20 protein-coding genes are annotated in these 24924 nt (G+C 66.7%); 12 read left to right on the top strand and 8 right to left on the bottom strand.

Annotated features, from left to right (window positions below):
- Positions 1-40: 40 nt before the first annotated feature.
- The 7 genes from Cte04_RS15080 to Cte04_RS15050 all read left to right on the top strand — a co-directional run bounded on the left by Cte04_RS15080 (position 41) and on the right by Cte04_RS15050 (position 5754).
- The gene (locus tag Cte04_RS15080) at positions 41-586 is read left to right on the top strand and encodes a DUF2799 domain-containing protein (protein WP_245633397.1); all 546 of its coding nucleotides are present in this window, start codon (positions 41-43) and stop codon (positions 584-586) included.
- A 37-nt stretch (positions 587-623) separates the two neighbouring features.
- On the top strand, positions 624-1118 hold the full coding sequence (locus Cte04_RS15075; RefSeq protein WP_066479738.1) for a YbaK/EbsC family protein: 495 nt from the start codon (positions 624-626) through the stop codon (positions 1116-1118).
- Positions 1115-1420, top strand: coding sequence for a DUF1289 domain-containing protein (locus tag Cte04_RS15070; protein ID WP_083526689.1), 306 nt, complete (start codon positions 1115-1117; stop codon positions 1418-1420). The genes Cte04_RS15075 and Cte04_RS15070 overlap by 4 nt, the downstream gene beginning before the upstream one ends.
- A gap of 17 nt (positions 1421-1437) precedes the next feature.
- The gene (locus Cte04_RS15065; RefSeq protein ID WP_066479897.1) at positions 1438-2073 is read left to right on the top strand and encodes a 2-hydroxychromene-2-carboxylate isomerase; all 636 of its coding nucleotides are present in this window, start codon (positions 1438-1440) and stop codon (positions 2071-2073) included.
- A gap of 245 nt (positions 2074-2318) precedes the next feature.
- Entirely contained in the window at positions 2319-3092 is a 774-nt protein-coding gene (locus tag Cte04_RS15060; RefSeq protein ID WP_066479736.1) for an SDR family oxidoreductase, read from the top strand.
- A gap of 170 nt (positions 3093-3262) precedes the next feature.
- Entirely contained in the window at positions 3263-5095 is a 1833-nt protein-coding gene (locus Cte04_RS15055) for a putative nucleotidyltransferase substrate binding domain-containing protein (RefSeq protein WP_066479734.1), read from the top strand.
- The gene (locus Cte04_RS15050) at positions 5092-5754 is read left to right on the top strand and encodes a 3'-5' exonuclease (protein WP_066479726.1); all 663 of its coding nucleotides are present in this window, start codon (positions 5092-5094) and stop codon (positions 5752-5754) included. The genes Cte04_RS15055 and Cte04_RS15050 overlap by 4 nt, the downstream gene beginning before the upstream one ends.
- 282 nt (positions 5755-6036) lie before the next feature.
- On the opposite strand, the gene Cte04_RS15045 is transcribed toward Cte04_RS15050, so the two are convergent.
- Together Cte04_RS15045 and Cte04_RS15040 are read right to left on the bottom strand one after the other, a co-directional pair.
- Complete coding sequence (locus Cte04_RS15045; RefSeq protein WP_066479724.1) at positions 6037-7767, bottom strand: cation acetate symporter; 1731 nt, start codon at positions 7765-7767, stop codon at positions 6037-6039.
- Positions 7764-8072, bottom strand: coding sequence for a DUF485 domain-containing protein (locus Cte04_RS15040; protein ID WP_066479722.1), 309 nt, complete (start codon positions 8070-8072; stop codon positions 7764-7766). The genes Cte04_RS15045 and Cte04_RS15040 overlap by 4 nt, the downstream gene beginning before the upstream one ends.
- Before the next feature lie 302 nt (positions 8073-8374).
- Here Cte04_RS15040 and Cte04_RS15035 point away from each other — a divergent pair, with 302 nt between their 5' ends.
- The 4 genes from Cte04_RS15035 to Cte04_RS15020 all read left to right on the top strand — a co-directional run bounded on the left by Cte04_RS15035 (position 8375) and on the right by Cte04_RS15020 (position 18046).
- On the top strand, positions 8375-10057 hold the full coding sequence (locus Cte04_RS15035; RefSeq protein ID WP_066479720.1) for an MFS transporter: 1683 nt from the start codon (positions 8375-8377) through the stop codon (positions 10055-10057).
- Between the two features lie 263 nt (positions 10058-10320).
- The gene (locus Cte04_RS15030) at positions 10321-11334 is read left to right on the top strand and encodes a porin (protein ID WP_066479717.1); all 1014 of its coding nucleotides are present in this window, start codon (positions 10321-10323) and stop codon (positions 11332-11334) included.
- Between the two features lie 408 nt (positions 11335-11742).
- On the top strand, positions 11743-17694 hold the full coding sequence (locus Cte04_RS15025) for an excinuclease ABC subunit UvrA (RefSeq protein WP_066479711.1): 5952 nt from the start codon (positions 11743-11745) through the stop codon (positions 17692-17694).
- Between the two features lie 10 nt (positions 17695-17704).
- On the top strand, positions 17705-18046 hold the full coding sequence (locus Cte04_RS15020) for a hypothetical protein (protein WP_066479708.1): 342 nt from the start codon (positions 17705-17707) through the stop codon (positions 18044-18046).
- A 6-nt stretch (positions 18047-18052) separates the two neighbouring features.
- On the opposite strand, the gene Cte04_RS15015 is transcribed toward Cte04_RS15020, so the two are convergent.
- On the bottom strand, positions 18053-18424 hold the full coding sequence (locus tag Cte04_RS15015; RefSeq protein WP_066479705.1) for a hemerythrin domain-containing protein: 372 nt from the start codon (positions 18422-18424) through the stop codon (positions 18053-18055).
- Positions 18425-18518: 94 nt separating this feature from the next.
- Between Cte04_RS15015 and Cte04_RS15010 the strand changes: the two genes are divergently transcribed.
- On the top strand, positions 18519-18956 hold the full coding sequence (locus Cte04_RS15010; RefSeq protein ID WP_066479696.1) for a hypothetical protein: 438 nt from the start codon (positions 18519-18521) through the stop codon (positions 18954-18956).
- Between the two features lie 14 nt (positions 18957-18970).
- Here the strand turns inward: Cte04_RS15010 and Cte04_RS15005 are convergent, their stop codons facing one another.
- From Cte04_RS15005 to putP, 5 genes are all read right to left on the bottom strand, one after another.
- Positions 18971-20167, bottom strand: coding sequence for a low temperature requirement protein A (locus tag Cte04_RS15005; protein WP_066479693.1), 1197 nt, complete (start codon positions 20165-20167; stop codon positions 18971-18973).
- Positions 20168-20236: 69 nt separating this feature from the next.
- Positions 20237-21523, bottom strand: coding sequence for a TRAP transporter large permease (locus Cte04_RS15000; RefSeq protein ID WP_066479690.1), 1287 nt, complete (start codon positions 21521-21523; stop codon positions 20237-20239).
- Positions 21524-21536: 13 nt separating this feature from the next.
- Complete coding sequence (locus Cte04_RS14995; protein ID WP_066479688.1) at positions 21537-22052, bottom strand: TRAP transporter small permease; 516 nt, start codon at positions 22050-22052, stop codon at positions 21537-21539.
- 192 nt (positions 22053-22244) lie between these two features.
- Complete coding sequence (locus tag Cte04_RS14990) at positions 22245-23231, bottom strand: TRAP transporter substrate-binding protein (RefSeq protein WP_066479680.1); 987 nt, start codon at positions 23229-23231, stop codon at positions 22245-22247.
- Positions 23232-23417: 186 nt separating this feature from the next.
- Positions 23418-24920 (bottom strand): sodium/proline symporter PutP, encoded by a 1503-nt coding sequence (putP, locus tag Cte04_RS14985; RefSeq protein ID WP_066479679.1) that lies wholly within the window; start codon positions 24918-24920, stop codon positions 23418-23420.
- Positions 24921-24924: the final 4 nt, after the last annotated feature.

The raw sequence follows: 24924 nt of genomic DNA, 5'->3' as shown, positions 1-24924 counted from the left end.
TCGCTGGCGGCGGCCGGGCTTGGCGCTAACATGCCGGCCCATGTCACCCAACGCTTTTTTCCTTTCCCCGGGCCGCGCCGCCGCGCTGGCGGCCGCCGTGCTGCTCTCGGCGTGCGCCGGCATGGACGCCGACGAGTGCCGCGATACCGACTGGCAGTACCTGGGCCAGCTCGATGCCATGGACGGCAAGAAGGACTTGCGCAGCCGGGCACTATCGCATGAGCGCAGCTGCCGCAAGCAGGGCGTGGTCGTGGATCTGCGCGCCTACCAGCGCGGCTGGATGCAGGGACTGCGCACGTTCTGCACGCCGGAGAACGGCAAGGCCTTTGCCGAGCAGGGCGGGCGCTTCCAGCCCGGCTACTGCCCGCCGGCTCTCGAAGGCGCCTTCCTCGACGGCTACACGCCGGCGCGCGACCGCATCGAGGCCCGGCAGGCCATCTCCGAGCTGGAGAGGAAAATAGACGACAAGAAAAAGGAAATCCGGGCCGAGCGGGCCGGCGCCAGCGCCAGCCGCATGGCCTTTCTGCAGGCCGATCTGCGCGACATGCAGCAGGAGCTGCGCCAGTTGCAGGCCCGGCTGCGCTGAGCGCCGGCATCAAGACAGGAAACAGGAAATTTGGTTTATGTGCGGTTCGGAACTTCATACCTTGCCTGAGGGCGTGCAGCGCGTGGCTGCATTCCTGCAGCAGGCGCAGCACCCCCATCTGCCGCGGATGCTGGACGGCGCGGCGCGCACGGCCCAGGAGGCGGCCGAGCAGCTTGGCATTCTCGTGGGCCAGGTGGCCAAGAGCATCATCTTCAGGCGCCGAAGCGACGGCGCGCCCGTGCTGGTCGTGACTTCGGGCGACAGGCGCGTGGACGAAAAGAAGGTGGCCCAGCTGGTAGGACCCATAGGCCGCGCGGATGCGGACTTCGTGAAGGCCAGCACCGGCTTTTCCATCGGCGGCGTCAGCCCCGTGGCGCATGCAGCAAAGCCGGTCACGCTGATGGACCAGGAGCTGCAGCGCTTCGACACCGTGTGGGCGGCCGCCGGCCATCCGCATGGCGTGTTCCCCGCGACGCCGCGGCAGCTGCAGGAACTGACCGGGGCACCCTGGTCGGACGTGGTGGTCGCATGAGCAGCGTAGCCAACAGCAGCGAGGTGCTGGCACCCGAACAGCAGGCCCATCTGCAGGCCCAGCAGCGCAAGCAGCTGGCCTGGAAGGCCCGGGCGGCCCTGGCCGGGGCGGATGCCGGGGAGCCGGTGGCATCGCCCTGCATCAACGTCTGCCGCATGACCGAGGACCGCAGCCATTGTCAGGGCTGCTTTCGCACGATCGACGAGATCCGCGCCTGGTCCAAAGCCGATGCGGCCGAGCGCCTGCAGATCTGGGGCAGGCTGCTGCAACGAGCGGGCCTGAACGATCCACGCTCGGCCTGATGGATCCGGAGGAAGGCATGAAGCATCTCATTTGCTATCTGGACTTTGTCTCTCCCTATGCGTGGCTGGCCTTTGCCCGGATGCCCGAGGTGCTGCAGGGGCTGAGCTATCACGCCGAATATCGCCCGGTGTTGCTGGGTGCGCTGCTGCAGCAGAATGCCAATCCGGGGCCGGCCGGCATCCCGGCCAAGCGGGCCTGGACCTACCGCCATGTGAGCTGGCTGGGCCACGCCCATGGCGTGCCGCTGCAGATGCCGGCGCGGCATCCGTTCAAGCCGCTGCCGCTGCTGCGCCTGGCACTCGCCCACGGCCAGGATGGAGCCGTCAACCGCTTTGTCGCCGAAACCGTGTTCCGCCATGTCTGGGAGGGCGGGCAGGATGCGCTGGAGCCCGGGCGCCTCGATGCCTTGCGGCACGGGCTGGCCGGGCAGCTGAACAGCCAGGCCGACGAGGAAACGGTCAAGCAATGGCTGCGCAGCAACACGCAGCAGGCTGCGCAGGCCGGCGTGTTCGGCGTGCCGGCCTGGGAAGTGGACGGACATGTGTTCTGGGGCCTGGACGGCCTGCCCATGCTGCGCGCCTATCTGCAGGGCGATGCCTGGTTCGAGCGGCAATGGGAGGCCTGCGCGGGCGTGGAGTCCGGGCTGGGTTAGGGCGTGTTCACATAACCCTGGCTTGCCCGAAGGGTTGTGCAGCCTTGGGCGTCTGCGGCGTTGCCGGCCCTTGCAAGGTGCCTACCTTGCTGCGGCCCGGCGCCTTGCATCCATCCCAAGGCTGCACAACGCGATCCACGTGCGACGCCCTAGGCGTAGGCCCTGCGCCCTTGGCGCCTTGGTGACCGTGGCTTTCAAGGCAATTGCATAAGCTGGCGCAGTAGATTTCAGGAGACTGCACCACCATGGATACCCAGCAACTGTTTTCGCTCAAGGGCCGCGCGGCCCTTGTCACCGGCGGCTCGCGCGGCATCGGCCGCATGATTGCCGAAGGCTTTCTGCGCCAGGGCGCACGCGTCTATATCTCGGCGCGCAAGGCCGAGGCCTGCGACGAAACGGCGCGCGAGCTGTCGGCCCTGGGCCATTGCATCTCGCTGCCGGCCGATGTGTCCACGCTGGACGGCGTGAAGGCGCTGGTCGAGGCCTATGCCCGGCATGAAAGCCAGCTCGACATCCTTGTCAACAACGCGGGCGCGGCCTGGGGGGCACCCTATGACGAGTTCCCGGAAAGCGGCTGGGACAAGGTGGTCGACCTGAACATGAAGTCGCCGTTCTTCCTGACCCAGGCGCTCACGCCCATGCTGCGCAAGGCTGCGGCGGGCGAGCATCTGGCCAAGGTGATCCACATCGCCTCGATCGACGGCATTTCGGTCAATCCCTGGGAAACCTATTCCTATGCGGCCAGCAAGGCCGGCCTGATCCATCTGACCAAGCGCCTGGCGCTGCGCCTGGCGCCCGAGCGCATCGTGGTCAGCGCCATCGCCCCCGGTCCTTTTGCCTCCGAGATGAACAAGAGCGCGCGCGACCATGCCGAGGAGACCGCGGCACGCGTGCCGCTGGGCCGCATCGGCACGCCCGAGGACATGGCCGGCGCGGCCATTTTCCTGGCCTCGCGCGCCGGCGACTACGTGGTCGGCTCCACGCTGGTGGTGGACGGCGGCTGCGCCTGGGGACGGTGACGGCTTCTTCCTGAGCCGCCCGCGGAAATCTTCTTGGAAGGCGGGCACCCCTGCGGCCGCGGTTGCGGGCCTTGCGCCCATGCGGGGTGGGGGCGCAAGTTTCGCGCAATCGATCCATAAGGCATTGCGGGCACACTGAAGGCATAGCGGATGCCAAGCCCTGCACAGCCATGCCCAATGCCTTCAATTTCTCGGCCTCGCCCTTCGACTGCCTGGACCCCGGCGAACAGGCGCTGGTGCGCGCCAGCGTCGATATCGCCTACTTCCCCGAAGGGGCCGTGGTGCTCGATGTGGGCGACCGTCCCGCGCATCTGTTCGTCATCATCAAGGGCCATGTCACGCAGCTCGAGGGCGAGGAGGTGCTGGCCACCTACGGACCAGATGACTGCTTCGACGGGCGCGGCCTGGTGGCCGGGCGCGTCAGCAGCCGCTTCGTGGTGGCCGAAGAGCTCGTGGCCTACCAACTGGCGCATGACACCGTCAATGCGCTGATCGCGCGCAACACGGCTTTCGGCGCACTGCTGTTTTCCGACCTGGGCCACAAGCTCGGCACGCTGGCCCAGCGCGCCGGCCGGCACGAGCTGCAGTCGCTGACGCTGGCGCGCGTGGACCAGGCCTATCTGCGCCCCGCCCATGTGGTGGATGCCGGCACGGACGTTGTTTCGGTGACGCGCCTGTTCCATGCCGAGCGCACGACCAGCGTGCTGGTGTCGGGGCTGGCGGACAAGAATGGGGGAGAGCTGGGCATCTTCACGAGCACCACGCTGCAGCGCGCCATTCTCGACGGCCGGCCGCTGGACCGCCTGGCCGTGGGCGAGTTTGCCAGCCATCCCGTGGTCACGGTGCGCGCCGGCGACCAGCTCGGCGATGCCATGGTGCTGCTGCTGCGCGCGCGCGTGCACCGGCTCGTGGTGCTCGACGAGGCGGGACAGGTGCGGGGCATCCTGGAGGCGCTGGACCTGTTCAGCTTTCTTGCCAACCATTCGCACCTGATCACCGTGCAGATCGAGCAGGCCCGGGATTTGGCGGCGCTGGAGCAGGCCGCGGGCCAGGTCACGCGGCTGGTGGCGGCGCTGCACCGCAGCGGCATGCGCATGGGACTGATGGCCAGGCTGGTGCAGCAGCTCAATGCGCGCCTGTTCGAGCGCGCCTGGCAGATGCTGGCGCCGGCCGAACTGGTGGCCAACAGCTGCCTGTTCGTCATGGGCAGCGAAGGGCGCGGCGAGCAGTTGCTCAAGACCGACCAGGACAACGGCCTGCTGCTGCGCGACGGCTATATGCCGCCTGCGGACCTGGGTGCGATCTGTGAGCGCTTTTCCGCCGTGCTGGAGCGTTTCGGCTATCCCGAGTGCCCGGGCGGCATCATGCTCAGCAATCCGCAGTGGCGCGGCGCTGCCGCCGAATTCGGCCGGCGCGTGCGCGAATGGCTGCTGCTGCCGCGCGAGGGCGATCTGATGCGCCTGGCCATCTTCATGGACGCCCATGCCGTGGCCGGCGATGCCGCGCTTCTGGAGGCCGTGCGCCAGCAGCTGCTGGCGCTGGCCGCTGACAACGACGGGCACCTGGCCCGTTTTGCTGCGGACATCGACGCCTTCGGCAGTGCCGCCGGCTGGTGGAACCGCCTGCTGGGCCTGGGCGACGAGGCACGCGCCGTCAACCTCAAGAAGGCCGGCATCTTTCCCATCGTGCACGGGGTGCGCAGCCTGGCGTTGCAGCACCGCATTGCCGAAACCGGCACGGCCGAGCGCATTGCCGCCCTGCAGGCCCAGGGTGTGCTGGATGCCGGGCTGGGCGGGGAACTGCTCGAAGGCCTGCATTTTCTGATGGGGCTGCGGCTGGGCGCGGGACTGGCCGAGCTGGAGCTGGGGCGCACCGTCACGGGCAATGTGGACCCCGCGCGGCTGAGCAGCCTGGAGCGCGACCTGCTCAAGGATGCGTTGTCCGTGGTCAAGCGCTTCAAGGTGCTGCTGCACCAGCGCCTGCGGCTGGACCTGGTGCCATGAACCCGCCCGCCGGATTCTTTGGGAGCCTGGCGCGCTGGCGGCTTGGCCGCCAGCGACGGCGCCTGGCCGATCCGCAATTCGCTTTCCTGTTCGATGAGCCGCCGCCCCGTGAATGGGTGGCGCTGGACTGCGAGACCACGGGTCTGGACCGGCGCCGCGACGAGATCGTCTCCATAGGCGCGGTGCGCATCGTAGGCGATCGGCTGCTGACCAGCGAGCGGCTGGAGCTGCTGGTGCAGCCCGAACGCGGCGTATCGCCCGAGAGCGTGCGCATCCACCGCCTGCGCGAACGCGACCTGGCCCGGGGCCTGCCGGCCCAGGAGGCCGTGCGCCGCCTGCTGCACTTTGCCGGCAGCCGGCCGCTGGTGGGCTATTACCTCGAATTCGACCTGGCCATGCTCAACCGCATCGCCCGCCCGCTGCTGGGCATGCCGCTGCCTCAGCCGGCCGTCGAAGTCTCGGCCCTGTACCACGACTACAAGTTCCTTCAGCTGCCGCCTTACCAGCAGCATGACAATGCCGGCATCGACCTGCGCTTCGACACCATGATGCGCGATCTTCAGCTGCCGCTGCGCGATGCGCACGACGCGCTCAACGACGCAGTCATGGCCGGGCTGGCCTTCATCAAGCTGCGCCGGCTGCTGGGGTACGACTCCTGAATCGATAGCTATCGACGCTTGATGGGAGGGCATTGCATCGAAATTTCAATGAAGCCCAGGCCTTGCCTAGGCGTATTCTGGTGTGCATTGCATGCGGCAGAGTCGTCGCCGGCCGCGCCGGGTCTCGGCCCGGCACTCTGAAGTGAGATGAGTGCCCGCCATCCGCAAGAGCATGGCCTCGGGGTCGCTTTGGGCTCAAAGAAATAGGTATGAAAAAAGGAGCGTATCGAACGCTCCTGGAAGTAAGGCACCCGGCGGCTGGCGCCGGGCGAGGTCCCGAGATCAGTGGCCGGAGGCGCCCGAGGCACCCAGGCCGGTTTCCGAGCGCACCTGCTGCGCGGGGAAGGCCGCGCGCTCCCTGGCTGCCTGGCCGCTCTTGTCGAGCACCGAGAACAGCCACACGCCCGCAAAGCCGATGGCCATGGAGAACAGGGCCGGCGAGGTGTAGGGAAACCAGGAGGAGCCTGCGGGATTGCCCAGCGTGGCTTCCCAGACCGAGGGCGAGACGATGGTCAGGCCTACCGAGGAGATCAGGCCCAGGAAGCCGCCGACCACGGCGCCGCGGGTCGTGCAGTCCTTCCACAGCACCGACAGCAGCAGCGGCGGGAAGTTGGCTGAAGCCGCGACCGCGAAGGCCAGGGACACCATGAAGGCGATGTTCTGCTTCTCGAACACGATGCCCAGCAGCACGGCCACGATGCCCAGGCAGACCGTGGTGATGCGCGAGACCTTGAGCTCGGAAGCGCTGTCGGCCTTGCCCTTCTTGAACACGGTGGCGTACAGGTCGTGCGAGACGGCCGAGGCGCCGGACAGGGTCAGGCCCGCAACCACGGCCAGGATGGTGGCGAAGGCCACGGCCGAGATGAAGCCGTAGAACACGTCGCCGCCCACGCTCTTGGCCACCAGCACGGCCGCCATGTTGGCCGTGCCGGCGCCGCCCTTGATCACGCCCTTGGCCGTGTCGGCCATATCGGGATTGGTCAGCACCATGGTGATAGCGCCGAAGCCGATGATGAAGATCAGGATGTAGAAGTAGCCGATCCAGGTGGTGGCCCAGAACACGCTCTTGCGCGCCTCCTTGGCGTCGGGCACGGTGAAGAAGCGCATCAGGATGTGGGGCAGGCCCAGCGTGCCGAACATCAGCGCCATGCCGAAGCTGATGGCCGAGATCGGGTCCTTGATGAAGCCGCCCGGGCCCATGATGGCCAGGCCCAGCTTGGCCGCCTCCTCGGGCGACTTGCCGCTGCTGGAGGCGATCTCAGTGCGCACGCGCACGCCGTCGGCGAACAGGGCCTCGAAACTGAAGCCGTACCTGGCCATGATCATGAAGCCCATGAAGCTCACGCCGGCCAGCAGCATCACGGCCTTGATGATCTGCACCCAGGTGGTGGCCGTCATGCCGCCGAACAGCACGTAGATCATCATCAGCGCGCCGACCAGCACCACGGCGACCCAGTAGTCCAGGCCGAACAGCAGCTTGATCAGCTGGCCGGCACCCACCATCTGCGCAATCAGGTAGAAGGCCACGACCACCAGCGTGCCGCTGGCCGCGAAGGCGCGGAACGGCGTCTGGGCGAAGCGGTAGCCGGCCACATCGGCAAAGGTGAACTTGCCCAGGTTGCGCAGCCGCTCGGCCAGCAGAAAGGTCAGGATGGGCCAGCCCACGAGGAAGCCGATGGAGTAGATCAGGCCGTCGTAGCCGTTGGCCATGACCGATGCCGAGATGCCCAGGAAGGAGGCGGCCGACATGTAGTCGCCCGCGATCGCCAGGCCGTTCTGGAAGCCCGTGATGCCGCCGCCCGCGGTGTAGAAATCGGCGGCCGAGCGGGTCTTGGCTGCGGCCCACTTGGTGATCCACAGCGTGGCGGCCACGAAGGCCACGAACAGGATGATGGCCGTCCAGTTGGTGGCCTGCTTGGCGGTCTCGCCCACGTCGCCGCCGGCGGCCAGGGCCGCGCCCGCCGTGCCCAGGGCCAGCGCGCCTGCCAGCGTGTGTTGCAGATGCTTGTTCATTGCGTGGCGTCCTTCAGGATGTCCTGGGTGAGCTTGTCGAATTCGCCATTGGCGCGGCGCACATAGAAGCCGGTGATCAGCACCGTGAACACGATCACGCCCATGGCGATGGGAATGCCCAGCGAAGTCACGCCGGCGCCTATGGGCTGCGCCAGGAACTGCTTGTCGAATGCGATCAGCGCGACATAGCCGTAATAGACGACGAGCATCAGCACCGTCAGCCACAGGCCCAGGCGGTTGCGCTTGGCCCGCAGCTCCCGGTATTTGGGATGGCTCTGTATCTTCTCTACCATCGGGTCGGTCATGTTTGTCTCCTTGGTTGGAATGCCGGCTTGGCGCCGCTTTGGCACCAGCAAACGCGGCGGATTCTGCGAAGCGCTTCTGACCGCGTGCTTACGTGCCGCAGACCGTTTTCCAAGGGTTTGCACGGTGGTTTTCACATCGGAAAAGAAGGCCTCAGGGTTGCTGCTGAGTTCGTAAGAATCCGTTCAGGCTGGTGTCAATTTCTGTAAGACGCGTGTCAGAACGGCGTCAGCTACCGCATCGATAGTGAACCGGCAGGCTGGTGCCAGGGGCCTGTCCTATTACACCTATCAAGGAGACAAACATGGCTGTCAACGCTTCGCTAGGCGCGGGGTCCAAACCGGCTCCGCGGCCCATGAGTCCCGAAGAGCGCAAGGTGATCTTTGCCTCGTCGCTCGGTACCGTGTTCGAGTGGTACGACTTCTACCTCTATGGCTCGCTGGCAGCCATCATTGCCAAGCAGTTCTTCAGCGGCCTGGATGCGGGCTCTGCCTTCATCTTCGCGCTGCTGGCCTTTGCCGCGGGCTTCATCGTGCGTCCCTTTGGCGCCCTGGTGTTCGGGCGCCTCGGCGACATGATCGGGCGCAAGTACACCTTCCTGGTGACCATCCTGATCATGGGCATGTCCACGTTCATCGTGGGCATCCTGCCCAACTACGCCAGCATCGGCGTGGCCGCGCCGGTCATCCTGATCGCGCTGCGCATGCTGCAGGGGCTGGCACTGGGCGGCGAGTACGGCGGCGCGGCCACCTATGTGGCCGAGCATGCGCCGCATGGCAAGCGCGGTGCCTACACCTCGTGGATCCAGACCACGGCCACGCTGGGCCTGTTCCTGTCGCTGCTGGTGATCCTGGGCGTGCGCACCACCATGGGCGAGGAGACCTTCTCCGACTGGGGCTGGCGCATTCCCTTCCTGGTTTCCATCGTGCTGCTGGGCGTGTCGGTGTGGATCCGCATGCAGCTGTCCGAGTCGCCGGCCTTCCAGAAGATGAAGGCCGAGGGCAAGGTCTCCAAGGCGCCGCTCAAGGAATCCTTCGGCCAGTGGAAGAACCTCAAGATCGTGATCCTGGCCCTGCTGGGCCTGACCGCCGGCCAGGCCGTGGTCTGGTACAGCGGCCAGTTCTATTCGCTGTTCTTCCTGACGCAGCAGCTCAAGGTCGATGCCGTGACGGCCAACCTGATGATTGCCGCGGCCCTGCTGATTGCCACGCCGTTCTTCGTGGTCTTCGGCTCGCTGTCCGACCGCATCGGACGCAAGCCCATCATCATGCTGGGCTGCATCCTGGCCGTGGTGACCTATTTCCCCGCGTTCAAGGCGCTGACCGAAGCCGCCAACCCCGACCTTGCTGCAGCCCAGGCCCGCAACAAGGTGGTGATCGTCGCCGATCCCAAGGAATGCTCGTTCCAGTTCAACCCCACGGGCACCAGCAAGTTCACGAGTTCCTGCGACGTGGCCAAGCAGGTGCTGGCGGCGGGCTCCGTGAGCTATGACACCGAGGAGGCTCCCGCGGGCACCACGGCCACCGTGCGCATCGGCTCCACCGAGATCCCCGCGTTCTCGCTCAAGGGCCTGAGCCCCGAGGATGCCAAGGCCAAGGACAGCGCCTTCAAGAAGAGCGTGGCCGAAGAGCTGGCCAAGGACGGCTACCCGACCAAGGCCGACCCCGCCAAGATGAACAAGGTCATGATGATCGTGATCCTGACCTATCTGGTGCTGCTCGTGACCATGGTCTACGGCCCGATCGCGGCCATGCTGGTGGAGCTTTTCCCCACGCGTATCCGCTACACCTCCATGAGCCTGCCCTACCACATCGGCAACGGCTGGTTCGGCGGCCTGCTGCCCACCATGTCGTTCGCCATCGTGGCCCAGACCGGCAATATGTATAACGGTCTCTGGTATCCGATCATCATCGCGGGCATGACCGCCGTGATCGGCATTCTGTTCGTGCCTGAAACCAAGGACCGCGATATCTACGCCGCAGATTGATGCGTCCGTGATGGCTTTGCCGAGGGGCAAGCCAGCAAAAGGGAAAAGGCCTGCGCAGTTCCGGCTGGCGCAGGCTTTTTTTATGGATGTTCGCGCTGGAAATATGTCAATTGTGTGGCGGCAATGCATCAGAGTGCGAATTTTTGGCGATGCGCGTCACTTTTTCTTACGGGTGCGAACCTAGAATTGCGCCTAGCCGCTAGGGGGCGCATGCCACCAGCCAACGCGGTGCAAAACACATATTTCAATATCAGGAGCACTGAATGACCAAGATGACTCGCATCGCTCTGGCCGCGCTGGCCGTGATGGGCGCCACCACCGCAATGGCTCAGAGCAGCGTGACGCTGTATGGCCGTATCAACACGACCGTTGAGCGCCAGAAGATCGGCGACAATTCCGTGACCGGCTTGTACAACAATGCATCGCGTTTTGGCTTCCGGGGTACGGAAGACCTGGGCGGCGGCCTGAAGGCTGGCTTCGTGCTGGAGTCTGGTTTCAATTCTGACAACGGCATGGGTACCGGCTCGGCGACCGGCTTGACCTTCAAGCGTCAAAGCGAAGTGAACCTGTCGGGCAACTTCGGTATGGTGCGTCTGGGCAACTTCTTCCCTGAGTCTTACTTTGCATCCGCTGACTATGTCAGCATGCACAACCACGACACGGGCTCTTCCAGCGACGCGCTGTATCAGGATCCCAACTGGATGGGTGTCTCTACAGGTGGCCAAGGTGGTGCGGGCGGTGTCGGTACCGCCAACAAGATTGCCTATCGCACTCCTTCCATGGGCGGCTTCTGGGCTGAGGGCTCCGTTTCCTTGCATGAAAAGGCTCTGGGCACCAACAACAAGAATGGCTACGACCTGGCGGCCAACTACAACACGGGTCCCGTGCACTTGGGCGCAGGCTATAGCCGTTGGGATGGCAACTGGCAAGCATCGGTGCGTGGCCTGTACACTTTCGGCCAGTTCACGGTGGGTGGTTACTACCAGCGTAACGACGAAAACCTCCTGGGCTCGCGCAACAACTTCCGCTTGTCCGGCATGTACACTCTGGGCGCCTCCGAGTTCCACCTGAATGCCGGCCGTGCCAACAGCTGGAGCAATCTGTCCAGCTCTGCCGCTACCCAGTACACCGTGGGCTACAACTACAACCTGAGCAAGCGCACCAAGGTGTACGGTTACTACACCCGTGTGAACAACAGCAGCAATGCTTCCTATGGTTCCGCAGTGAAGGGTGCCGACTTCAGTTCCTTCGCCGTGGGTGTTCGCCACGCCTTCTAACTGGTGCACCGCGCAAGCGGTGCCTGCAGCACCTGCAGCTGATAATGCAGGCATTACTCCAAGTTCCAGCCCCGTGCCGCAAGGCGCGGGGCTTTTTTCTTGCGAGGCAAGGCTGTTGAAAGTGGCAGGGCAATGTCTTGCGAAAGAAAATCCCGGGTTTCCGCGCAGCTCTTCCAAGGCCGGCGGCGGCTTTATATGTGGTCCTGTTGCCATGCCTCAATGCATGTGCTGCCGGACATAATCCGGTGGCGGTTTTCAAAGCCGCGGATATTCTGGAATCCGGAGGGCTCTGCCGGGGTGGCGCATTTGCCTGCCGGGAATGTGCGGCCGCAGCGGAATGCACATGCGCACGCAGGGTGCTTGGCAAGACTGCCTAGAATGTTTGGCCTCTACTGAAGACCAAACACTATGACGCAGGGCCTGATTCGCATCCGTGGTGCACGCCAGCACAATCTCCGCAATCTGGATATCGACATCCGCACCGGCGAGCTCACGGTGGTGACCGGACCCAGCGGTTCGGGCAAATCCAGCCTGGTGTTCGACACGCTGTATGCCGAAGGCCAGCGCCGCTACGTCGAGACCTTCTCGGCCTATGCGCGCCAGTTCCTGGACCGCATGGACAAGCCGGCCGTGGACAAGGTCGAAGGCGTGCCGCCCGCGATCGCCATCGACCAGACGAATCCGGTGCGCAATTCGCGCTCCACGGTGGGCACGATGACCGAGCTCAACGACCACCTCAAGCTGCTGTTCGCGCGCGCCACCCAGCTGTTCGACCGCGAAACGGCCCAACTGGTGCGCCACGACACGCCCGAGACCATTTACGCCGAGCTGGCCCGGCGCTGCGCGGCGGCGGGCGATCCGCGCATTGCCATCACCTTCCCGGTCGAGCTGCCGGCCAACACGTCGCCGGCCGAAGTGGAACAATGGCTGTCGGCCAGCGGCTTCACCAAGGTGCAGGCCGAGCGCGAAGTCGAGCGTGCGCAGCGGGCCGGCGAAGTGCCCGCCAAGGGTGCGAAGAAGGCCAAGGCTGCGCCCGAGAAGATCAAGGTGCTCGACGTGGTGGCCGACCGTTTCCGTCTCGGCAAGGCAGAGCGCGCACGGGCCATGGAGGCCATCGAAGTCGGGCTCAAGCGTGGCAGCGGCAGGTTGACGGTTTACGTGCTGCCGGAAAGCGGTGAGGCAGATGCGGCCGAGCCAGAGCTGTGGAAATTCTCGCAAGGCCTGCATTGCCCCGAGAGCAATCTGTCCTATCACGAGCCGATTCCGTCCATGTTCTCGTTCAACTCGGCCGTGGGCGCCTGCGAGGCCTGCCGCGGCTTCGGACGGGTGATCGGCGTGGACTGGGGCCTGGTGATTCCCAACGACAAACTCACGCTGCGCACCGGCGCCATCAAGCCCGTGCAGACGCCGGCCTGGAAAGAGATCCAGGACGACCTGATGCGCCATGCCGAGGCCGAAGGCATTCCGCGCGACACGGCCTGGGCCAAGCTGACCCAGGCGCAGAAGGACTGGGTCATCGAAGGCTCGCCGAACTGGAACGGCAAGTGGAACCAGACCTGGTACGGCATACGGCGCTTCTTCGAATACCTGGAGAGCAAGGCCTACAAAATGCATATCCGGGTGCTGCTGTCCAAGTACCGCAGCTATACCGAATGCCCGACCTGCGGCGGCGCGCGCCTCAAGACCGAGAGCCTGCTGTGGCGCATCGGCAGCAAGCAGGCGGCGGACAGCGTGCTGTCCACCCATGGCGAGGGCGCCGAAGGCCGCTACCAGCGCTTCATGCCCCGGGGCACGGGCTGGAGCCGCGAGCAGCTCGACAGCCTGCCGGGCCTGTGCCTGCACGACCTGATGCGCCTGCCGATCACACGCTTGCGCGATTTCTTCGCGCAGCTGGCGCCCGGCACCGCGGCCGACAGGAGCGATGGCGATGCACAGGCGCTACGCATGCTGCACGAGGAAATCATGACGCGCGTGCAGTACCTGTGCGACGTGGGCATCGGCTACCTCACGCTGGACCGGCAAAGCCGCACGCTCTCGGGCGGCGAGGTGCAGCGCATCAACCTGACCACGGCCCTGGGCACCTCGCTGGTCAACACGCTGTTCGTGCTCGACGAGCCTTCCATCGGCCTGCACCCGCGCGACATGGAGCGCATCACCGAGGCCATGCAGCGCCTGCGCGACGCGGGCAACACCCTGGTGGTGGTGGAGCACGACCCGGCCGTGATGTTCGCGGCCGACCGCATGATCGACATGGGGCCGGGCCCCGGTGCGCGCGGCGGCCAGATCGTGTTCGACGGCACGCCCGAGGAGCTGCGCCAGGCGGACACGCTGACCGGCGCCTACCTGGGCGGACGCAAGCAAGTGGGCTTCGGCTTCAAGCGCATGGTGACCGAATCCACGCCGCGCCTGATCCTCGAAGGCGCGCGCGAACACAATCTGCAGGGCATCAGCGTGGAGTTCCCGCTGCAGCGCCTAGTGACCATCACCGGCGTGTCGGGCTCGGGCAAGTCCACGCTGATCCAGGATGTGCTGGTGCCGGCGCTGATGCGCCACTTCGGCAAGCCCACCGAATCGGCGGGTGCATTCGACCGCCTGCTGGGCGCCGACCATCTGGCCGACGTGATGTTCGTGGACCAGTCGCCCATCGGCAAGACGGCGCGCTCCAATCCCGTGAGCTATGTGGGCGCCTGGGATGCGATCCGCGAGCTGTTCGCGGTGGCACCGCTGTCGCGCCAGCGCGGCTACACGGCCGCCAAGTTCAGCTTCAACAGCGGCGACGGCCGCTGCCCCACCTGCGGCGGCTCGGGCTTCGAGCATGTGGAGATGCAGTTCCTTTCGGACGTGTACCTGCGCTGCCCGGACTGCAACGGCTCGCGCTACCGGCCCGAAATCCTCGAGATCACGATAGAGCGCGGCGACCAGGCCTTGAACGTGGCCGATGTCCTGGAGCTCACCGTGGCCGAGGCGGCCCTTCTCTTCTCCCAGGATAGAGACGTGATCCGCGCGCTGCAGCCGATTGTCGACGTGGGCCTGGAATACGTGAAGCTGGGCCAGCCCGTGCCCACGCTCAGCGGCGGCGAGGCGCAGCGCCTCAAGCTCGCGGGTTTTCTGGCCGAAGCGGCCAAGACGCAGTCCAAGTCCAAGCAGTCGCTGGCCAAAAAGGGCACGCTGTTCCTGTTCGACGAGCCGACCACGGGCCTGCACTTCGAGGACATCGCCAAGCTCATGCGCGCGCTGAGGAAGCTGCTGGAGGCCGGGCATTCGCTGATCGTGATCGAGCACAACCTCGACGTGATCCGCGCCAGCGACTGGCTGATCGACCTGGGCCCCGAAGGCGGCGACGGCGGCGGCCTGGTCGTGGCCGAAGGCACGCCCGAGGATGTGCGCCACGTCCCCGGCTCGCACACGGCCCAGGCGCTGCGCGAGTATGACCTGGCCATGGGCGTGGGCGGCGAGGCCGTGCGCGAAGTGGCGCCCATGCTCTACAAGCCCGAGCGCAAGGCCAGGGCCAGCCAGGTGCCGCCGGCCAAGAATGCGATCGAGATCGTCAACGCCAAGGAACACAACCTCAAGAGCATGAGCGTGGATGTGCCGCGCGGCAAGTTCAACGTGGTCACCGGCGTGTCGGGTTCGGGCAAGTCCACGCTGGCCTTCGACATCCTGTTCAACGAAGGCCAGCGCCGCTACCTTGAATCGCTCAATGCCTACGCACGCTCCATCGTGCAGCCCGCGGGGCGGCCCGAGGTGGACGCGGTCTACGGCATCCCGCCCACCGTGGCCATCGAGCAGCGGCTGTCGCGCGGCGGGCGCAAGTCCACCGTGGGCACGACCACCGAGGTCTGGCACTTCCTGCGCCTGCTCTACGTGAAGCTGGGCGTGCAGCATTGCATCCATGACGATGCCGTGGTCCAGCCCCAGACCGAGGAAAGCATCGCCGCCCAGCTGATGACGAGCTTCCGCGGCCAGACCATAGGCCTGCTGAGTCCCCTGGTGGTCAACCGCAAGGGCGTCTATACCGAGCTGGCCGACTGGGCGCGACCGCGCGGCTACACGCATCTGCGCGTGGACGGCGAGTTCCTGCCGACCGCGGGCTTTCCGCGCATCGACCGTTTCAAGGAGCACACCATCGAGCTGCCCGTGGCCAGCGTGACGGTGACGGCCGCCAACGAGGGCGAGGTGCGCGCACATCTGCGCCAGGCGCTGGAGATCGGCAAGGGCGTGCTGCACGTGCTCTCGGGCCTGGAGAACCTGGCCGAGGCCATGCAGGGCGGGCAAAGCACGGCGGGCATAGGCAATCTGCAGGTGTTTTCCACCCAGCGCGCCTGCCCGGTCTGCGCCACCAGCTATGCCGAGCTGGACCCGCGCCTGTTCTCGTACAACAGCAAGCATGGCTGGTGTCCCGACTGCGTGGGCACGGGCGTGAAGCTGACCAAGGACCAGCGCAAGGTCTATGACGACACGCTGCTGGCCGACGACAACCGCGGCCGCGAGGTGAAGTTCGAGGGCCAGGAGGTGGAAGACCTGGCAGAGGTCGAATGCCCGACCTGCCACGGCACGCGCCTGAACCCCACGGCGCGCGCGGTGAAGTTCCACGGCACGGGCATTACCGACATTGCCCGGCTGTCCGTGTCCGACGTGCGCCGCTGGGTGCAGGCGCTGGCGCTGTCGGGCCGTGAAAGCGATATCGCGCGCGACCTGATTCCCGAAATCCAGAGCCGTCTTGAATTCCTCGAGGAAGTGGGCCTGGGTTATCTCACGCTGGACCGCGGCGCGCCCACGCTCTCCGGCGGCGAAGCCCAGCGCATCCGCCTGGCGGCCCAGCTGGGCAGCAATCTGCAAGGTGTCTGCTACGTGCTGGACGAGCCCACCATCGGCCTGCATGCGCGCGACAACCAGATCCTGCTCAACGCCCTGCACAAGCTCGGCGACAAGGGCAATACGCTGGTCGTCGTGGAGCACGACGAGGACACCATACGCCGCGCCGACCACATCATCGACATCGGTCCCAGCGCCGGCATACGCGGCGGGCGCCTGGTGGCCCAGGGCACGGCGGCCGACATCATGGCGGCCGGGGATTCGGTCACGGGCCGCTATCTGCTGCATGCCATGCGCCATCCGTTCCAGCCGCGCCGCTGGGTGGGCCAGGGCGAGCCGCCGGCAGCGGCGGAGGCTGCTCCGAAAACGGAAGCGGCTGCCGCAGAGCAGGAGGTCGTTGCGGAGGTAAAAGTCCCCAAAACCCGCAAGAAGAAGGCGCCAGCTGCTACGGAAGTTGAAGCGGCGCCGGAATCCTCTGGGCTCAAGTGGCTGAGCGTGCTCGGCGCCCATATGCACAACCTGCAGAACGTGGATGCGCGCGTGCCGCTGGAGCGGCTGGTGGCGGTGACGGGCGTCTCGGGCTCGGGCAAGTCCACCCTGGCGCGCGACGTGCTGCTGGCCAATGTGGCGGCCTGGGTGGGCCAGCGCGCCACCAAGGCCGGGCGCGACGCGATGGATGCCGGCAAGGCGCCGCCGCTGGTGGGCTGCAAGGGCCTGCAGGGCTTCGAGACCGTGGACCGCGTGCTCGAGGTGGACCAGACGCCGATCGGCAAGACGCCGCGCTCCTGCCCGGCCACCTACATCGGTTTCTGGGACACCATCCGCAAGCTCTTCGCCGAGACGCTGGAGGCCAAGGCGCGCGGCTATGCGGCCGGGCGCTTCTCGTTCAACACCGGCGAAGGCCGCTGCCCGGCCTGCGAAGGCCAGGGCATGCGCACCATCGAGATGAGCTTTCTGCCCGATGTAAAAGTGCCTTGCGAGGTCTGCCACGGCGCGCGCTTCAATCCCGAGACCCTGGCCGTGACCTGGCGCGGCAAGAGCATTGGCGACGTGCTGCAGATGGAGGTGGACGAGGCCGTGGAGTTCTTTGCCTCCATGCCCAGCATCGCCCACCCGCTGCAGCTCTTGAAGGACGTGGGCCTGGGCTATCTCACGCTGGGCCAGCCTTCGCCCACGCTCTCGGGCGGCGAGGCCCAGCGCATCAAGCTGGTGACCGAGCTGACCAAGGTGCGCGACGACGTGACCCGGCGCGGCCAGAAGGCGCCGCACACGCTGTACGTGCTCGACGAGCCTACGGTGGGCCTGCACATGGCCGACGTGGACAAGCTGATCCGCGTGCTGCACCGCCTGGTCCATGCCGGCCACAGCGTGATCGTGATCGAGCACGATCTCGACGTGATCGCCGAGGCCGACTGGATCATCGACCTGGGCCCCGAGGGCGGCCGGGACGGCGGCCGCATCGTCGCGGCCGGCACGCCCGAGGACCTGGTCCGCGCTGCCACGCATACTGGCAAGGCGCTGGCGCCCGTGCTGGCGCGCACCTGAGGCGCCCGGCATGGCCCGCGAGCAAAGGGTGTTCTGGCAGGTAGAGGCGCCCGCCAAGCCCGCCTGGGGTGCGCCATGCAACGGCTGCGGCCTGTGCTGCCTGGCCGAGCCCTGCCCCATGGGCATGCTGATCTCGCGCCGGCGCAAAGGGGCTTGCGCGGCGCTGCGCTGGGACGATGCGGCACGCCAGTACCGCTGCGGCGTGCTGCAGGAGGTCTCTCATTCCTCGGCCTGGCGCCGCGGGCTGGGCCGGCTCAGGCTGGCTCTGGCCAGGCGCTGGATCGCGGCGGGCGTGGGCTGCGATGCCGACCTGCGGGCCGAGCCCGCGGAAATGACCCGGCCGAATCCTTGAAACGGATCAGGCCACGATCCAGGCCGGTGCCTGGGCGGGCGCCAGCGCCAGGGTCAGCTTGGCCCAGTCCTGCTGACTCAGGTGCGGCTGCACCGTGTCGAGCACGGCCGCAAAGACGGGGGCCGGCGCGGCGGCCTGCATGCCGCCCAGCAGCCCGGCGCGTTCGGCGGGCGTCACGGCTGGAATCATCCAGCGCATGTACATGAGGTTTTCGGCCGGCGGCAGCGAGGCCACGATGGCGCCTTCCAGCGCGCGCAGTTCGTCGTCGCTGTAGCAGGACCACAGCAGCTGGTTGTGCTGCGTTTCCTCGACATGCATGTGGGCAAGGTTCTCGCCCACGAAAAGCGCGAGCTGGCGGTACAGATGCAGTGCGGCCAAGTCCTGCGCGGGGCCGGGGTCAGCGGCGCACAGGCTTGATACCGCTTCGCGCAGCTGCGCGATGGCGGCCAGGTGCTCCCCATGCTCGGCCGCGATGCGTGCGCTGGAGGCCGCGGCTGCGCTGCCGGAAGATGCGCGTGCTGTCGCTCCGGTGGAGCAGGGGCCGCCCCGGTGTGGACCGCCCCGGTATGGACCGCCCCTGCTCCTGCGCTATTTCGCGCGCGACGGCACGGTGTTCGTCGACGGCCAGTACCTGATCAAGGGCGTGGCCGGCGCCATTCTCTGGAAGGTCGCCGGCGATATGCAGCGCAGTGGGCGCCGGGATTTTTCCACGCGGGAGCTGCGCCTGGCCGGCAGCGCCCTGGGCCTGCCCGATGTGCAGGACAACCTGGGCGTGCGCCTGCTGCTGTTGCAGCGCCGGCTGGCCGACTGGGGCGGGCCGCTGCAGATCCGCAGGCTGCGCCGCGGCTGCTACGAACTGGTGACGGAGCGGGCCCTGAGGCTGGAGGCCGCCGGCGGCGAACCGGCCTGATCGGCCGGCGCAGATCAATGGCCGCCGTGCCCGGGGCCCATGACCGGCTGGCGGTGCGTGCGCATTTCCCACAGGCCGACCAGCAGCAGGACGGCGGTGGTCAGCCAGCCCATGACGAGCAGGCTGCTGCCATAGCCCACGGGCACCAGCGCGAGCAAGAGCAGGACGCCCACGATGTGGGACAGCGGGATGCAGCCATACACCACATGCTTGTAGACGGCGCTGCCGAGCAGGTACAGGGCCGGGCCGCCTACCAGCGTCAGCACCTGCGTGGTCTGCAGGCCGGCATGCGGATGCGCCATCACCAGGTCGTTGCCCACCGCGCATCCTATGATGCCGGCCACGAGGATCGCGTGGATGTAGTGGAAGTAGGCGCCTATGCGCCCGGGGTCGGCCGAGCTGGTGATGACGGCCGTGGCATGCTTGCTGGAGGTGCCGAAATACAGCCACCACATGGCCAGCGTGCCGATGAAGGTGGCGCCCAGCGCCAGCAGGATGTCGGCTCCCCAGGACGGCGTGTCCGCCAGCGTGGCGCCGCTGGCCAGCAGGGTTTCGCCGAGCGCGACGATCACGAAGAGCTGGCAGCGCTCGGCCAGGTGGCCGCCTTCGATGGTCCATTCGCGGGTCGAGGAGCGTCCCAGACCGGGGAAGGCGAAGCCGAACATCGGAGAGAGATATTCGCAGGCGGCGGCCGCGATCCAGCAGGCGATGCGTGCCTCGCCCTGCAGCAGGCCGCCCGCGATCCAGAACACGGCGGCGATAAGCAGCCAGGCCAGAATGCGGCGATGGTTGGCCGCCAGCGGGTGGTCCGGGCCCAGTTCCAGCAGGAGGAAGGCGGTGCGCCCGACCTGCATGGCCGCATAGCAGCCGGCGAAGATCAGTCCCCGGTCGCCGAAGGCCCCGGGGATGGCGCAGGCCATCAGCAGGGCCAGCAGCATCGTCGTGAACAGCAGTCCGCGGATGCGCGGCGTCTCCGGGTCGAACCAGTTGGTGGTCCAGCAGGTGTATTGCCAGCCCAGCCAGACTGCGAACCACAGCACCAGCGTCTCGATCAGGCCGCCCAGGCCCAGGTGGTGCAGCAGCTCGTGGCTGAGCTGCGTGACCGCGAACACATAGACCAGATCGAAGAACAGCTCCTCGAAGGTCACATGCGCGTGCTGGCCGTTGCGGTGGCGCAGCGCGGGGTATCCATGTGCATGCCTGGTGTCCATCTCCGCCCCTCTGTCGTCTGCGAGTGTGCCGCCATGCCACGGCCTTCCGTGGCCGGCGGCTCCCCGCGCTTACTGGAAGCCCAGTGTATGCGGCAGCCAGGTCGACAGCGCGGGGATGAAGGTCAGCAGGCACAGCACCACGAAGTGGGCCAGCAGGAACAGCGGCATCTCGCGCGTGAGCTCGGTGATGGACACGCGCGTGGCCACCGAGGTCACGAACAGCAGGCCGCCCACGGGCGGCGTGATCATGCCCAGCGTGAGGTTGACGATGACCACCATGGCGAAGTGCGTGGGATCTAGCCCCAAGCTGGCTGCGATGGGCGCCAGGATGGGCACCAGGATCATCACGCCGGGCAGCGGCTCCATGAAGATGCCGAAGACCAGCAGCAGGATGTTCACCGCGATCAGGAACATCACGGGCGAGAGCTGCCAGCTCACGATGAGCTCGGACAGGTACTGCGGAATGCCTTCCACCGTCAGCACCCAGGCAAAGGCCGCCGACGTGGCCATGACCAGCAGCACCGAGGCCGTGAGCATGGCCGAGCGCGCCAGGATGCCGGGCACGGCCGACCACTGCAGCGTGCGGTAGATCCACTTGCCGCAGATCAGCGCATAGAACACCGCGACCACCGAGGCCTCGGTGGGCGTGAAGATGCCGAAGCGGATGCCGACCACGATGAGCACGATGAGCATCAGCGCGGGAATGGCCTTGAAGCTGTTGGCCCACATCTCGCGCGCGCTGGGGCGCGGCTCGGTGGAGCGATAGTCGCGCTTCCTGCAGACCCACCAGTTGACGGCCGCCATGGCCAGCGCGATCAGGATGCCGGGGATGAAGCCGGCCATGAACAGGCCGCCGACCGAGACATGCTCGTCCTGCAGCGCATAGATGATCATGCTGACCGAGGGCGGGATGATGGGGCCGACGATGGCGGTGCTGGCCGTCAGCGCGGCTGCATAGGGACGGCCGTAGCCGGCCTTGTCCATCATCTTGACCATCATGGAGCCGGGGCCGGCCGCGTCGGCCAGGGCCGAGCCCGAGATGCCCGAGAACAGCGTCAGCGACAGCACGTTGGCATAGCCCAGGCCGCCGCGCAGATGGCCGACGAACTGGGCCGCGAAGCGCAGCAGCACATGCGTGAGCGCGCCGCCCGACATCAGCTCGGCCGCCAGGATGAAGAAGGGCACGGCCATCAGCGGAAAGCTGTCGATGCCCGTGAACATTTCCTTGAAGACGATGAGCTGGGGATAGCGGCCGCCGACGAACACGGCCAGCGCGGCCGAGATGGCCAGAGCGAAAGCCACCGGAAAGCCCAGCGCGAGCAGGACGACGATGGCGATGAAAAGAGTGAGTCCCATGGTGTCTTCCCGTTCAGATCGACGCTGCGGCGTCTGCGTCCATTTCGTCGGACTCGGCAAAGTTGCCGGCCGCGATGTAGCCGCGCGCAATGAACAGCAGGTGCACCAGCATCAGCACGAAGCCCGCGGGCATGGCGGCGTAGATATAGGAAATGGGAATATCGGTGGCCGCCGTGGTCTGGAAGCGCGTGGCATACACATACTGCGAGGAAGTCACGGTCATCACGACGAAGAACAGCGCCAGGCCGGCGACCACCAGCGCGCGGATGACCTGCGCGCTGCGGGTGCTGACGGCGCGGTGCAGGTTGTCGATGGCCACATGGCCGCCGAAGCGCAGCACCAGGCCGGCGCCCAGGAAGGTGACCCAGATCATCATGTGGCGGGCCACTTCCTCGGCCCAGACGATGGAGTCGCCCGTGGTGTAGCGCAGCACCACGTTGGCGAAGACGATGCAGGCCATGGCCAGCAGCAGGACTATGAGCAGCCAGCGGTTGCAGGCCACCAGAATGCGTTCGATACGATCAAGCATAGGGGTCGGGGCGGGGTGCGGACGCGGCGGCATGCGCCGTGCCGCCCACGCCGGGTTGTTTGGCGGCGCAATCATCCGTGAGCGGGCGCCATAAAGCCATTGGTAATGCCCGCAGCCGTTGTTGCCGCTGCGGGCGGTGCCTCAACGAACAAGGCCGGGCGAGGCCCGGCCTTGTCCATGGAATGGGCCGATTTACTTGGCGGCGGCGATGGCGTCCAGGGTCTTCTGGCCGAACTTCTTCGCGTATTCCTTGTAGGCGGGCTCCAGCGCCGTGCGGAATGCAGCCTGGTCCACCTTCTCGACGACCTGCATGCCATTGGCCTTGGCCTCTTCCACGCCCTTCTTCTCCACGGTATCCACGAAGGCGCGCGAAGCGACGGCGCCCTTCTTGGCGCCTTCGGTGAACGCCGCCTTCTGGCTGGCGTTCAGGGTGCCCCAGAACGAGGGCGAGACCAGCAGGGCCATGGGTGCATAGACGTGGGCAGTCAGCGTCAGGTGCTTCTGCACCTGCCACAGCTTGGCCGAGCTCAGCACGGAGATCGGGTTCTCCTGGCCGTCGATGGTGCCCTGCTGCAGCGCGCCGATCACCTCGGGCCAGGACATGGGCGTGGGCGAGGCGCCCAGCGTGCGGAAGGCGGTGATGTGCACGGGGTTCTCGGTCACGCGGATCTTCAGGCCCTTGAGGTCGGCCACGGTGTTGACGGCGTGCTTGTTGTTGGTCAGGTGGCGAAAGCCCTGCTCGCCCCAGGCCAGAGCCACCAGGCCGCGTTTCTGGAACTTGGCCAGCAGCTCCTGGCCGAAGGCGCCGTCCATCACCGCGCGTGCATGCTGGGTGTCGCGGAACAGGAAGGGAATGTCCACCACGCCCACGTCGGGCACGAAGTTGCTCAGCGCGCCGGTGGAGACGATGGCCGCTTCCACGGTACCCAGCTGCAGGCCTTCGATCAGTTCACGCTCGCCGCCCAGGGCCGAGGAGGGGAACTGCTTGAACTTGTAGGCGCCATTGGTGCCTTTTTCCACGCCTTCGGCCCAGGCATTGGCGGCGGCGCCGTAGTGCGAGTTCACGGCCAGCGCGTAGCCAATCTTCACTTCCTTGACCTGGGCAAAAACAGCACCTGCTGCAAGAGTGGCGGTTGCAGCCACGGCGGTGGCGACAAAGGTACGGCGGATCATGCGCATGGCACGGACTCTCCCTTGATATGTTGTTGGAAATGAACATAAAAATTGTAGTGAGTACCAACCCTGGGTTTGCCCTTGGAGCGCAATCGTCTTGCGCGCCGGGTCGCATCGCGGATGGCGATGATGGAATGAAGAACGCCCGATGCGCGCATGCGTCATCGGGCGTGCTGCCGCAGCGCCGGAAGCTCAGCGGGCGCCGATCTGCGTGAACTCGCGCTCCACGGCTTCATGGGCGGCCAGCATGGCCGGCGAGGGCGGCGGGCCCATGCGGCTCACGGCCACGGCAGCGATCCAGGCCAGAATGAAGCCGGGAATGATCTCGTACAGGCCGAGCCAGCCGAACTGCTTCCACACCAGCACGGTGACCGCGCCGACGACGATGCCGGCCAGCGCGCCGCCGCGCGTCATGCGGCCCCAGAACAGCGACAGGATGAGCACCGGGCCGAAGGCCGCGCCGAAGCCGGCCCAGGCGTAGCTGACCATGCCCAGCACCTTGGCCTCGGGGTTGCTCGCGATGGCGATGGCCACCAGCGCCACCAGCAGCACCATGGCGCGGCCGACCCACACCAGCTCGGTCTGGCTGGCGTTCTTGCGCAGGAATACGCGGTAGATGTCCTCGGTCAGCGCGCTGGAGCACACCAGCAGCTGGCACGACAGCGTACTCATCACGGCCGCGAGGATGGCAGCCAGCAGCGCGCCGGCGATCCAGGGGTTGAACAGCTGCTTGGTGATCTCCATGAACACGGTTTCGGCGTTGGCGTTCACGGCGCCAGCGCCGGCTGGGTGGGCCGCGAAATACGGAATGCCGATGAAGCCCACGGCCACGGCGCCGCCCAGGCACAGGATCATCCAGGTCATGCTGATGCGGCGCGCCGACGGAATGGTCTGCACCGACGAGGCGGCCATGAAGCGCACCAGGATGTGGGGCTGGCCGAAGTAGCCCAGGCCCCAGGCCATCAGCGACACGATGCCGGTGAAGCTGGCGCCGCGCAGCAGGTCGAACTTCTCGGCGGCCACGATGGCATGCAGGTCCTGGCCGGGCTGCAGCTGGCCCTGCACGGCCAGCCAGGCGATGACCGGCGCGAGGATCAGCGCGGTGATCATCAGCGAGGCCTGGATGGTGTCGGTCCAGCTCACGGCCAGGAAGCCGCCGATCAGCACATAGGCAATGGTGCAGGCCGCGCCCACCCACAGCGCCGTGGCGTAGGGCATGCCGAACATGTTCTCGAACAGGCGCGCACCCGCGACCACGCCCGAGGCGCAGTACAGCGTGAAGAACACCAGGATCACCAGTGCCGTCACGATGCGCAGCACATTGGCGCGGTCCTCGAAGCGGTTGGCCAGGTAATCGGGCAGGGTCAGCGCATTGCCGGCGCGCTCGGTATACAGGCGCAGCCGCGCGGCGACCAGGCGCCAGTTCAGGTAGGCGCCCGCGATCAGGCCGATGGCGATCCACGATTCGGACAGGCCCGAGGCGTAGATGGCTCCGGGCAGGCCCATGAGCAGCCAGCCGCTCATGTCCGAGGCGCCGGCCGACAGCGCCGTCACGAAGCTGCCCAGGCTGCGTCCGCCGAGGATGTAGTCCGACAGGTTCTTGGTACCCAGGTAGCCGAGCCAGCCAATGGCCAGCATGGCCACCAGGTAGATGGCGAACATGATCGCCGTGGGATCGTTCCAGGAAAATTGCATGGAG

Source organism: Comamonas terrae (genome assembly GCF_001544075.1).
In the GTDB taxonomy this organism is placed as follows: domain Bacteria; phylum Pseudomonadota; class Gammaproteobacteria; order Burkholderiales; family Burkholderiaceae_C; genus Comamonas; species Comamonas terrae.
This window is presented reverse-complemented; position numbering and strand designations above follow the sequence as displayed.

Coding starts and splice junctions, on each gene's coding strand:
- Cte04_RS14995 (WP_066479688.1), bottom strand. CDS start 22,052: ATGCTTGATCGTATCGAACGCATTCTGGTGGCCTGCAACCGCTGGCTG.
- Cte04_RS15060 (WP_066479736.1), top strand. CDS start 2,319: ATGGATACCCAGCAACTGTTTTCGCTCAAGGGCCGCGCGGCCCTTGTC.
- Cte04_RS15055 (WP_066479734.1), top strand. CDS start 3,263: ATGCCCAATGCCTTCAATTTCTCGGCCTCGCCCTTCGACTGCCTGGAC.
- Cte04_RS15030 (WP_066479717.1), top strand. CDS start 10,321: ATGACCAAGATGACTCGCATCGCTCTGGCCGCGCTGGCCGTGATGGGC.
- Cte04_RS15040 (WP_066479722.1), bottom strand. CDS start 8,072: ATGACCGACCCGATGGTAGAGAAGATACAGAGCCATCCCAAATACCGG.
- Cte04_RS15025 (WP_066479711.1), top strand. CDS start 11,743: ATGACGCAGGGCCTGATTCGCATCCGTGGTGCACGCCAGCACAATCTC.
- Cte04_RS15005 (WP_066479693.1), bottom strand. CDS start 20,167: ATGGACACCAGGCATGCACATGGATACCCCGCGCTGCGCCACCGCAAC.
- Cte04_RS15070 (WP_083526689.1), top strand. CDS start 1,115: ATGAGCAGCGTAGCCAACAGCAGCGAGGTGCTGGCACCCGAACAGCAG.
- Cte04_RS15020 (WP_066479708.1), top strand. CDS start 17,705: ATGGCCCGCGAGCAAAGGGTGTTCTGGCAGGTAGAGGCGCCCGCCAAG.
- Cte04_RS15035 (WP_066479720.1), top strand. CDS start 8,375: ATGGCTGTCAACGCTTCGCTAGGCGCGGGGTCCAAACCGGCTCCGCGG.
- Cte04_RS15010 (WP_066479696.1), top strand. CDS start 18,519: ATGCGTGCGCTGGAGGCCGCGGCTGCGCTGCCGGAAGATGCGCGTGCT.
- Cte04_RS15065 (WP_066479897.1), top strand. CDS start 1,438: ATGAAGCATCTCATTTGCTATCTGGACTTTGTCTCTCCCTATGCGTGG.
- Cte04_RS14990 (WP_066479680.1), bottom strand. CDS start 23,231: ATGCGCATGATCCGCCGTACCTTTGTCGCCACCGCCGTGGCTGCAACC.
- putP (WP_066479679.1), bottom strand. CDS start 24,920: ATGCAATTTTCCTGGAACGATCCCACGGCGATCATGTTCGCCATCTAC.
- Cte04_RS15000 (WP_066479690.1), bottom strand. CDS start 21,523: ATGGGACTCACTCTTTTCATCGCCATCGTCGTCCTGCTCGCGCTGGGC.
- Cte04_RS15050 (WP_066479726.1), top strand. CDS start 5,092: ATGAACCCGCCCGCCGGATTCTTTGGGAGCCTGGCGCGCTGGCGGCTT.
- Cte04_RS15075 (WP_066479738.1), top strand. CDS start 624: ATGTGCGGTTCGGAACTTCATACCTTGCCTGAGGGCGTGCAGCGCGTG.
- Cte04_RS15045 (WP_066479724.1), bottom strand. CDS start 7,767: ATGAACAAGCATCTGCAACACACGCTGGCAGGCGCGCTGGCCCTGGGC.
- Cte04_RS15080 (WP_245633397.1), top strand. CDS start 41: ATGTCACCCAACGCTTTTTTCCTTTCCCCGGGCCGCGCCGCCGCGCTG.